The organism is Bradyrhizobium sp. (assembly GCF_049691595.1).
Taxonomy (GTDB): Bacteria; Pseudomonadota; Alphaproteobacteria; order Rhizobiales; family Xanthobacteraceae; genus Bradyrhizobium.
Window position 1 is genome coordinate 1 of the sequence record NZ_JBAVNZ010000043.1, and the last position, 10,825, is coordinate 10,825.

At 63.8% G+C, this 10,825-nt stretch carries 8 protein-coding genes, 1 tRNA gene and 1 pseudogene; 7 read left to right on the top strand and 3 right to left on the bottom strand.

Translation table 11 applies throughout. The features are described from left to right. The 5 genes from WCE35_RS01810 to WCE35_RS01830 form a co-directional block, all read left to right on the top strand. Positions 1–1,580 (top strand): efflux RND transporter permease subunit (locus WCE35_RS01810; protein WP_424591631.1); only part of this gene is annotated, 1,580 nt, incomplete at its 5' end. Next, entirely contained in the window at positions 1,580–4,678 is a 3,099-nt protein-coding gene (locus tag WCE35_RS01815; protein WP_424591632.1) for an efflux RND transporter permease subunit, read from the top strand. The genes WCE35_RS01810 and WCE35_RS01815, both read left to right, overlap by 1 nt. Before the next feature lie 34 nt (positions 4,679–4,712). Then, on the top strand, positions 4,713–5,441 hold the full coding sequence (locus tag WCE35_RS01820) for a tRNA-uridine aminocarboxypropyltransferase (protein WP_424591633.1): 729 nt from the start codon (positions 4,713–4,715) through the stop codon (positions 5,439–5,441). Positions 5,442–5,493: 52 nt separating this feature from the next. Then, positions 5,494–5,567: transfer RNA gene (locus WCE35_RS01825), tRNA-Cys, on the top strand. 344 nt (positions 5,568–5,911) lie between these two features. Beyond that, complete coding sequence (locus WCE35_RS01830; protein WP_424591634.1) at positions 5,912–6,091, top strand: hypothetical protein; 180 nt, start codon at positions 5,912–5,914, stop codon at positions 6,089–6,091. A gap of 3 nt (positions 6,092–6,094) precedes the next feature. Here WCE35_RS01830 and WCE35_RS01835 read toward each other — a convergent pair whose 3' ends face one another. Then, entirely contained in the window at positions 6,095–6,289 is a 195-nt protein-coding gene (locus WCE35_RS01835) for a hypothetical protein (RefSeq protein WP_424591635.1), read from the bottom strand. A gap of 237 nt (positions 6,290–6,526) precedes the next feature. Beyond that, entirely contained in the window at positions 6,527–6,826 is a 300-nt protein-coding gene (locus tag WCE35_RS01840; RefSeq protein ID WP_424591636.1) for a hypothetical protein, read from the bottom strand. A 681-nt stretch (positions 6,827–7,507) separates the two neighbouring features. On the opposite strand from WCE35_RS01840, the gene WCE35_RS01845 reads away from it, so the two are divergent. Continuing rightward, the gene (locus WCE35_RS01845) at positions 7,508–9,409 is read left to right on the top strand and encodes a peptidoglycan-binding domain-containing protein (RefSeq protein WP_424591637.1); all 1,902 of its coding nucleotides are present in this window, start codon (positions 7,508–7,510) and stop codon (positions 9,407–9,409) included. 316 nt (positions 9,410–9,725) lie between these two features. On the opposite strand, the gene WCE35_RS01850 is transcribed toward WCE35_RS01845, so the two are convergent. Next, positions 9,726–10,346, bottom strand: a complete 621-nt coding sequence (locus WCE35_RS01850; protein ID WP_424591638.1) for a hypothetical protein — start codon at positions 10,344–10,346, stop codon at positions 9,726–9,728. Between the two features lie 256 nt (positions 10,347–10,602). On the opposite strand from WCE35_RS01850, the pseudogene WCE35_RS01855 reads away from it, so the two are divergent. Further along, positions 10,603–10,825 (top strand): annotated as a pseudogene (locus WCE35_RS01855) (hypothetical protein); the annotation flags it as partial.

Below are 10,825 nucleotides of genomic sequence, written 5' to 3' on the forward strand. Positions count from 1 at the left end.
ATCGCACGCTGCTCTGGGTATTGCAGCGCCAGCGCGCGACGCTGCTGTTGACGCTTGGCACGATCGCCGCGACGCTGATCCTCTATGTGATCGCGCCGAAGGGCTTTTTGCCCCTGCAGGACACCGCGTCGATCACGGCGGCGACCGAGGCCGGTCCCGACGTTTCCTTCGCGGAAATGCAAAGCCGGCAGACCGAGGCGGCGAACGCGATCAAGTCCGACCCCGACGTCATCGGCGTCGTCTCGGTGATCGGCGCCGGTTCGGTCAACCCGACCACCAATGTCGGCCGCCTGGTGATGACGCTGAAGCCGCGCGGCCAACGGCGCGACGATGTTTCGGTCGTGGTCAACCGCCTCAAGCAGAAGGTCGTGTCGATTCCCGGCATGACCATCTATTTCCAGCCGGTGCAGGACGTGCAGATCTCGACGCGGTCCAGCCGCTCGCAATATCAGTATACGCTGACCGGCACCGACGCCGCGGAGGTGTCGCGCTGGGCCGGCAGGCTGGTGGCTGCAATGCGCCGCGACCCGCTGTTCCGCGACGTTTCCTCGGAGGCGCAGGAGGGCGGCCTGCGGGCTGCGCTCAACGTCAACCGCCAGCGCGCCGGCCAGCTCGGCGTCAGCCTGCAGGGTGTCAACGATACCCTCAACGACGCCTTCTCGCAGCGGCAGATTTCGACCATCTATGGCCAGGCCAACCAGTACCGCGTGGTGCTGGAAGCCTTGCCGATCTACCAGCGCGATCCCTCGATCCTCGACAAGCTCTATCTGCCTGGCGCGGCCGGCGCGCAGGTGCCGCTGTCGGCGGTCGCGACCTTGACGCGCACCACCGCGCCGCTTTCGATTTCGCACCAGGCGCAATTCCCTTGCGTGTCGCTCAGCTTCAATCTGGCGCCCGGCGAGGCGCTGGGCGACGCGGTCGAGACGGTCAAGGCGATCGAGACCCGGATCGGCATGCCCGGCAGCATCGTCGGTCTCTATGCGGGTGACGCCGCCGAATTCTCCAAATCGCTGGCCGGACAGCCGTGGCTGATTCTGGCGGCGATCGTCACGATCTACATCGTGCTCGGCGTGCTCTATGAGAGCTACATTCACCCCATCACCATTCTCTCGACGCTGCCGTCGGCGGGCGTCGGCGCCATTCTGGCGCTGATGCTGTTCGGACAGGATCTCTCCGTCATCGGCCTGATCGGCATCATTCTGCTGATGGGCATCGTCAAGAAGAACGCGATCATGATGATCGACTTCGCGCTCGAGGCCGAACGGCATCAGGGCCTGTCGGCGACGGAAGCAATCATTCAGGCCTGTCTGTTGCGTTTTCGCCCGATCATGATGACGACGCTGGCCGCTCTGTTCGGTGCGCTGCCGCTGGCGGTCGAAAGCGGCACCGGCGCCGAACTGCGCTTCCCGCTCGGCATCTCGATCATCGGCGGCCTGTTGCTCAGCCAGTTGCTGACGCTCTACACGACGCCGGTGATTTATCTGGCGCTCGACCGGCTCAACCGCCGGATCGGGAACGCGGTGCCGGCGCCGGGACCCGAGGTGCCGCCGGTCACCGGCGCGACCGGGGGGACGCGGTAATGGCGTCGATCTCGGAGCCCTTCATTCGCCGGCCGGTCGGCACCACGCTGCTGGCGATCGGGCTGTTTCTGGTCGGCATGGTGGCCTACGTTTTCCTGCCGGTTTCTCCGGTTCCGAATGTCGATTTTCCGATGATCCGGGTATTCGCCACCCGCCCGGGCGCGGACCCCTCGGTGATGGCGGCAACCGTCGCAGCGCCGCTGGAGCGGCGGCTCGGTGAAATCGCCGGCATCGAGCAGATCACCTCGACCAGCTCGCTTGGCACCACCAGTATCCAGCTGCAATTTGCGATCGGCCGCAACATCGACCGCGCCGCGCGCGACGTGCAGGCTGCGATCAACGCGGCATCGGCGGATTTGCCGAGCGACCTGCCAACCTTGCCGAAATTCCGCAAGGCCAATCCGGCGGCGGCGCCGGTCTTCGTGCTGGCGCTGACCTCGAAGACGATTACGACCAGCGCGATGTACGACGTCGCCGATACCGTGCTGGCGCAGCGCATCTCGCAGGTGCCCGGCGTCGGCGAGGTCAATGTAAGCGGCGCCGACCAGCCGGCGGTGCGCATCGCGCTCAATCCGGTCGCGCTTTCCAACGCCGGTATCGCCACCGATGACGTCCGGCTCGCGATCATCAACGCCAACCCGCTCGGACCTGTCGGAGTGTTCGAAGGCGGCCGCCAGAGCGAAACCCTGTCGACCAACCGCCAGATGCGCACCGCGGCCGAATTCCGCAATATCATCATCAGGAGCTCGAACGGCAATTTCGTCCGGCTCTCCGATGTGGCCGAGGTCGAGGACTCCGTGCGCAACAGCCGCGCGATCGCCTGGTTCAACAAGCAGCCCGCGGTGCTGATCCAGATCACCAAGCAGGGCGACGCCAACGTCATCGATACCGTCGACCGGATCAAGGCGCTGATCCCGGAATTGAAGCAATGGATTCCCGGCGGCGTCGAGATTTCCACCCTGGTCGATCGCACCGGCACCATCCGCGCCAGCGTGCGGGACATGCAGCTCACGCTGCTGGCAACCGCCGTGCTTGTGATGCTGGTCGTGTTCGTGTTCCTGCGCCGGCTGACGCCGACCATCGCGGCCGGGGTCTCGGTGCCGCTGGCGCTGGCGGGGACCTGCGCCGGCATGTGGCTCGCCGATTTCTCGATCGACAATTTGTCGCTGATGGCGCTCGCGATCTCGGTCGGCTTCGTGGTCGACGACGCCATCGTCATGATCGAGAACATGTACCGCAATCTCGAACATGGCATGCCGCCTTTTCCGGCGGCGCTGGAAGGCGCGAGACAAATCGGCTTCACGGTCTTGTCGATCAGCCTGTCGCTGGTCGCAGCCTTCACGCCGCTGATTTTCATGGACGGCGTCGTCGGGCGGCTGTTGCGCGAGTTCTCGCTGACCCTGACGTTTGCCATCGTGGTTTCGACCGTGGTGTCGCTCACGATCACGCCGATGATCTGCGCGCATTACATCAAGCAGGCGAGGTCGGCCGATGCGACCTGGTTCGACCGCGTGGTCGAGGGCACGCTGTCGCGCATCGTCCGGTTCTACGCACGGACGCTGCGGGTGGTGCTGGGCTTCCCGTACCTCACCCTGATCGTGTTCTTTGCCACCATCGCGCTGACGGTGACGCTCTACATCAAGACGCCCAAGGGATATTTTCCGACCGACGACAGCGGGTTCGTGATCGGCGCGACGCGGGCCTCCGCCGACATCTCGTTTCAGGCGATGCTCGCCCTGCAGCGGCAACTGGCTGACATCGTGATGGCCGACCCGGCGGTGGAGGGGATCGGGTCGGTGCTGGGCGGCGGCCCGGGCGGCGCCGGCTCCAATCGCGGGACCATGTTCATCAGCCTGAAGCCGCCGGAGCAGCGGGATGGCGTGTCGACGCAGCTCGTGATCGATCGGCTGCGCAAGAACCTGTTTCGCGTGCCCGGCATTCGCCTGTTCATGTTCGCGGCGCAGGATGTCCGCGGCGGCGGGCGGCAGAGCGACTCCGACTATCAATACACGCTGTCCAGCACCGACCTCGACCTGTTGCAGAAATGGGCGCCGCTGGTCGCCAAGCGGATGGAGAGCGTCGAGGGCATCACCGATATTTCCAGCGACCGCGACCCCGGCGGGCTGCAGCTTTCGCTGCTGATCGACCGCAAGGCCGCTTCCAGCCTCGGCGTCCGCGTCCAGGATATCGACAACGCGCTGAACAACGCCTTCGCGCAGCGGCAGATCTCGATGATCTATACCCAGCGCAACCAGTACATGGTGGTGCTGGAGATCGATCCGAAATTCCAGGCCGATCCATCCAATCTGGACCGCATCTTCGTGGCCGGCGCCAACGGGGCGCAGGTCCCGTTGTCGGCGGTGGCGCGCACCGAGCGCGGGCTGTCGCCGCTCGCGGTCTACCATTCGCAGTCGTTTCCCTCGACCACGGTGTCGTTCAACCTGTTGCCCGACGTGCCGCTGGAAATCGCGACGGCGAACATCCAGCGCGCGGTCGAGGAACTGCATATGCCCGAGGGCATCCGCGGCAGTTTTGACGGCAATGCCGGCGACTTCAGCAAAACCAGCGGACGGCAGCCGCTGTTGATCCTCGGCGCGCTGGTGGCGATGTATATCGTGCTCGGGGTGCTCTATGAGAGCCTCGCGCATCCGATAACCATCATCTCAACGCTGCCGTCCGCGGGTCTCGGCGCGCTGCTGGCGCTGCAGTTGACCGATACGCCGCTGACCGTCATCGCCTTTATCGGCATCATTCTCCTGATCGGCATCGTCAAGAAGAACGGAATCATGATGGTCGATTTCGCGCTCGACGCCGAGCGCAACCGCGGCCTGTCGTCGGCCGAGGCGATTTTCGAGGCCTGCAGCGTCAGGTTCCGGCCGATCCTGATGACGACGATGGCGGCGGCGTTCGCGGGGATTCCGCTCGTCATTGCCACCGGTCCCGGCACCGAACTGCGCCGGCCGCTCGGCATCACCATCATCGGCGGGCTGTTGGTCTCGCAGATCCTGACGCTCTACACGACGCCGGTGATCTACCTCCTGATCGACCGGCTGCGGCGACGATCCCGGCGGGCGACGGCCGCGGCACCGGCGGAATAGTTGAATTGTTGGCCGCGAAGCGTATAGCGGGCCGATGACAAAACCATCCGAAGCCGAGACCGGCGCGGCGGAGACGATCGCCGACTGCCCGCATTGCGGCAAGCCGCTGCCGCTGTGCATCTGCGACAGCGTCACGCCGATCGAGAACCGCATTTCGCTGTTGATCCTGCAGCATCCGCAGGAGCAGGACAGGGCGCTCGGCACCGCGCGGCTCACCGCGCGCCACTTCAAGGATGCGGTCGTCCGGATCGGGCTGTCGTGGCCGAGTCTCGCCAAGGCGCTGGGGCGGCCGGTCCACGATCCCTCGCGCTGGGCGGTGCTCTATCTCGGTTCGGCCAAGGTGGCGGACCTCGAAACCGACCGCGAGATCGTCGCCATCAACCGCAAGGGCGAACTCGAGCCCGATCAGCGCGGCATTCTCGGCGACATCGAGGGCATCGTGCTGCTCGACGGCACCTGGAGCCAGGCCAAGGCGTTGTGGTGGCGCAATGCCTGGATGCTGAAGTGCCAGCGCATCATCCTCAATCCGAAGCATCCGTCACGCTACGGCAAGCTACGCCGCGAGCCGCGCCACGACGGTCTTTCCACCATCGAGGCGGCCGCCATGCTGCTGGCTGGCCTCGAGAAGCGGCCCGATATCGCCGAGACTCTGAACGGCAGTTTCGAGCGGATGCTGGCAAGGTATCGACAGGTGCAGGGCACGATGCCGGAACTGGCGCCAAAACCGAAAAAGCGGGATCTGCGCCGCCGCAAGCGGGCGTGAGCAGCCGTTGGTTGCCTAGCGGAGAGAGGACGTATATGAGTGCGCCCGACGGGGCCACGTGGCGGAGTGGTTACGCAACGGTCTGCAAAACCGTGTACACCAGTTCAATTCTGGTCGTGGCCTCCATCAATACTGCATTGCCGCAAGATTCGCGGGGAGAGCAGTCTTGCTTCCAGTGACTGACAGCCTGTTAAAAAAGCGATGGTAGCTGCCGCGTCGTGACTGGCCTCATGCCTCACGATCCAACGCCGCTCCGCGATCATATTCCCCGCTGGCGGCGTTGTGCTGTCCGGCCGGCGCTCGGAAATCAGCGTCGCGAGCAAGTTCCCCACAAATGAGGATGCCTGCTCAAGGACATCGACGGTGCCTGGCGCGGGCCGCTCCGGTGCTGCGAAATTTCCCTAACACGGCCATCTTTTCGGCGCATGCCAAGGCACTATCGAGGGTTGTCTGTTTCGTGGAGTAGTGCCATGACGACCGATCTTCAAACCAAGGTAGAGAAGTACGATAGCAAAGCCGCCCGGTGCGAAGAGTGGGCTCGGCAGGCAGCGGAGGGGCCCCAGCGGGCCTTCTATGAGGTGCTTGCGCGTTACTACGGCGGGTTGGCAACGGACTTCCGGCAGGTCATCGAGAAGCGCAAGGTGGCGTAGCCGTCAGCAGGCGGCGTACCAGCCATCCGGAAACGGAACCAGCGGCCAGGGGGCGCGATTGTCGGGGCGATTGTCATTGGCAGGGCGCGGCGGCGGCTGAAAACGGGGTGAGGGTTGGGCCATAAAGTCCTCCTCCGGAACGGGCGCAACGGCCGTTCTCACGGCATCCAGCAGCAGGTCGAAATCCACGTCACTCATTGCGCTCTCCGGGGTTCGAGCGCGCATCGTCTCAAAAGTGTTTTGTTTCCAGATTGAGCGGATCGCTCCAATTTTATCGATCGGGCGGCCGTGGCCGCCTTGCCTAATAAATGGTTGATCCCGGTGGCGCAGCGTAAGCACGGGCGCAGGGCCAAATTGTGCGCAAAATCACATTCTGCGAAAAATATTCCGCGTAAGTGCCCTTGAGGACGCCGATGCCGTGGAGGCTTCGGCCAATCAGGGAGACGACGTCATGAAGGCAAGGTTTGCGCGATCCGCAGCTTTGACGAGCCGCGCCCGTCGGGCGTCTACGGTCGGCCTTTTCCTCTCGTTGTTCACGGCCGGCACGCCCACGCCCTTGGCACGCCTGAGCAGCGCAAGGCCTGCACGGGCGACGTCGATCGCCTTTGCCCCGGCGAAATCCCGAACGCAGCTGACGCCCAATACCTTCGGGTCGAACGCCGCTTCCGCGAGGTCTTCAATTTGGTCCGCAAGGAAAGCTGGGATGCGATGCCGTCTTTTGGCATCAATCCGCAAAGCGGATCGGCTCAGTCATTTCTGAGCGCCGCCACCTCCTGGTCGATTGTCTGGTTCTGCACACCGCTGGCAGTCGGCGTCCTCCTCGCGCCGCTTGTGCGCCGGTCGCGCAGCCGGCTGCTTCCCGGAGATGCACGCCTGTGCACCCCTTCGCGTTGCATGCGATGATCCCGCATGCTGCCCCGCGCATTCGCGGGGCCTGAGACCAAACAATGCGCGCAACCGCGGCCTGCGAGCAATCGGCTCCGGGTCGAGTTCTACTTGTTGTTGCGTTTTTGAGTGACGGGCGTATCCTTCATCAAATACGCTTTTGGATTGTCGCTAGTCTTGAATTGCTTTGGATTTTTACTTCGCGCGGGTCGCCACGTCCTGATGCTATCGAGAATCGTTGCTGTTCGCGGCGCAGCAAAACGAAAGGTAGAGGAAAAGGTAGAGGAACGGTCTTCGACCGATTTCAGCCGGCTGCGGGTTACCGGGCCTTCGAGCGGAGATGTCCTTTCTCACCAACCATCGCCACGGCGGAAGAGGCGGCCGGCTTTACGCCGGAGAGAGCTGGCGCCCAACGGCGACCCTGCACCCGCCGGGAAACCGGACCGCGAATTGGCGGCAAGCACGGCAGCGACGATCCAGCCAAAAGGATATCGGCAACAAGCATAGGCGAGAGGTCAGGGGGAGCGAACAATGGTCACTCAAATCGGCAGGTCTACGGATCCTTCCACCGCGGAACATCGCGATGATGTGGCCGGCCCTGAGGTAGCGTCGTTCCGGTATAACAATCCCGGCGCTCAATATCCGAGCGCACGCTCAGCGCGGTTTGGCCAGACCGGCTATGGCATCATCGGCGGCAACCACAAGATCGCGCGCTTCCCGTCGCCTGTGAACGGCGCTGCTTCCAATTTCGATCTCCTGTCGCGCAGCTATGTGGGCATGAAGATCGGCGAAGCCGGCACGAAGTGGACCGGGGCGCATGGCTTTGGTGTGCCCGGCTACGATCCCAACGCCACGCTAACGAAGGAGATGGTCGACGACCCGGTTCAGGCGATCCCGTTATTGAAGGCTATTGCCAGTCGCGAGTCCGGCAAGGGCAACAACCTGAGCGAGGAGCAGTGGCGCCAGGCGCACAAGATGTTCAAGGCCGGAAGCGCCGATGCGTATCTGGACGGTTTAGCTGTCGAAGTTGAAATCCACCTGCCAGCGGGGGGCGGTCCGTCGGGCGCCGGTCTGCTGAAGCGCGCTCGCGAGCATATCGGTGAGCAATACGTCAATTGCCTGGTGCCGAAGGACGATCCGCACTGGCATGGCCCCTGGGACTGCGCCGAGTTTGTGTCCTGGCTGGTTTATCAGGAGGCGGGCCGGCTTTATGGATGCTTGGACGACACGGCACCGCCGGCCACGGCCGACGCCTATACGGGCGCCTGGAAAGCAGACCTGGAGCGGCTAGGCAAGCGCGTGTCCGTGGAGGAGGCGGCGGGGACCGCCGGCGGCATCGTCCTTCGCTATCCGCCGGGCGCCGGCAAGATGGGACACATCGCGGTTTGCGATGGCAGGGGCGGTACCGTCGAAGCCAAGGGTCAGCGCTATGGCGTCGTCGCCGACACGGTACATGGCCGCGGATGGCACACCGGCATCCTGATCCCGGACATCGCCTATGGCACCTCGCCGCCGATCAAGGTCAATCCGCCCGCGATCGCCTACGAGATCAATGCGCCGAACATGGACAAGACCATTGTCATGCGGATCCAGGAAGCTCTGGCTGCGAAGGGTTTCGATCCAGGCCTGATTGACGGTGACTTCGGGCTCAACACGCAGGCCGCGCTGGTGCGTTTCCAGCAAGCCGAGGGCATGGTCGTCGATGGCATGATGGGGCCGGAGACGGCGGCTGCGCTCGACGTGTCGCTCGACACGGGGCCGGTCGGTCCCTTGCCGGCCACGGGCGCTCCCTTTGGCTCGCTTCCGCCTGAAGCGCAACAGCTGCTTGTTCTTTTCCTCATGATGCTTTCGAAGGAGAAACCGATGGCCGCCGATCCTGCCAAGCCGGGCCAAGGCCTCGAACTACTGCTACCGCTGCTGTTGCAGTCGGCGCTCACCGGCAAGCAGCTCGATATCACACAGCTCCTGGCCGTGCTGGCGACGGGCAAACCGATTGCCGCGCAGCCGCTTAACACAGTGCCTGCGCCCGTCGTGCAGGCACAGCCTCAAGCACCGCAGGCGCCGGCCGATCTCATCACGCAGCTTCTGCCGATCCTGTATGAGCGGCTGACCGGCAAGCCGTGGCCGGGCACCGAGCAGAAGACGGACGCGCCCGCCAACGCGAACGTGCCGGTTCTGTCTCGGCCGAGCGTGCAGCTCTCTGCCGGCGCGCTTGGCATTGTCACCATCCTGCAGGCGCTCGGCAGCATCGGCATGCCGTTCAATCTGGGGGGTGGAGCCACGGACAAGGTTTCAACGACGGCCGGAACGCTTTCGACGCTGATCCCGCTGATCACCGGCGCGGTCGGCGCCACCGGCGGCTGGGGCGCGCTCGCCGGCATCGGGGCCAATCTGCTCGGCGGCATCGTCAGCGCGTTCGGGAAGAAGAACTGAGCAGTTGGAAACAGGCCTTAACGACGCGAAGTCATTTGATGCGCAGCCAAAGCCTGCTTGATGAAAGTAGAATGAATGCAAGGTAGTTCGCCACAGGCTTGTTCTGGGGCCACCCTCCGCGGCTAATCACGCAACGGTTCGGGGCCGGCCGCAGCTATTCGCTTCCGGATGGCCACATCGGGAACTGAACGCCAGCTTCGAACAGAGTTGGTGAAGTGAAGGCAAGCCTGAGCGAGGCGTGCCGGACGGTGTTCGCGCAGTAGAGGAGGTCATGCGCGCTGACATGAAGTTTGCGGAAGGCAGCGGCGGAGCGGGCTCAGCGGTGGGTTCTGATCCACTCCAGGAATTCATCAAAGAGCTGTCTGCGTGCTTCTGGCGAGACGGTTTCCTGGCGGCGCGATGCGCCAGGCCGTTCCGATTCCGCGGATGGAGCCGGATTGATCCGGAGCTTGAGATCAGCGGCATTTCCGCTGTCTGCGACCAGTATCGCCAAGGCTGACATCGCCAGAAGTCGGCCGAGCCGTTTGAGCCCGGCGACGGTAAGCAAGTTGCCAAACATTTGTTCCTCGACGAGTGGAGAGTTGGCCGATGACTCGCTACGCGTCGGTCCTGAATGGAGCTTGCCAAATTGTGGTAAATTTGTGCTTAACGGCGCGCCTCGGGCACGCCGGAAGGTCGCGATTATCCGCCGCCTTGCGCGTATCGGCATGATGCGGGCGCTGAGTGTCAACGCTGCGGGCGTGTTCGGTTGATCGTGCAAAGGCGCGCATCGGGCGGAATGAAAAATACTCTTTAGAGGTTGCATCAGCGTCACATCTTTTCTTTTGACCTCTCTGAATGATATTTTCTTTTTCAAAGGGAGACCGCGTTTTGATGCCCCCTCTTTCTGAATTCTGGAGAAGGGTGCTTCACTGGCGGGAGCAAGCAACCAGGGCATGCCGAAGCTACCAACCGTAGTTCGAGGTCTCTTTTTGAAATATGCGAGGCTTTGGCTGGGGCTTTGAGTCAGTTATTGGAGTAGAGGGTATCCGCCACCCGTTGGGGCCAAATGGCCATTGTGACCTGTCCCGGCGATGGGCGGCCGACCGGCTCCGCACCGCAGCCGCGCCAAGGCGCGCACGCGCATATGGAGTTGGCGTTGGGTTGAAACGCTGCATAATACGGCCGTGGATAGCTCTCCCGGCGCGTGCGCAATGACTGGAACCACCCTGAACGTCGTGTCCTTCCTGTTTCTCGGCTTCTTCCTCGGGATGCGGCATGCGACCGACGCCGACCACGTGGTCGCCATTGCGACCATCGTCAGTCGCGAGCGCGGCGTGGCGGGCTCGGCGCTGATCGGCGCCGCCTGGGGCGTCGGGCATACCGTCACGGTCATGGCGGTCGGCGCGGCGATCATCCTGTTCGAGGTCGTCATCC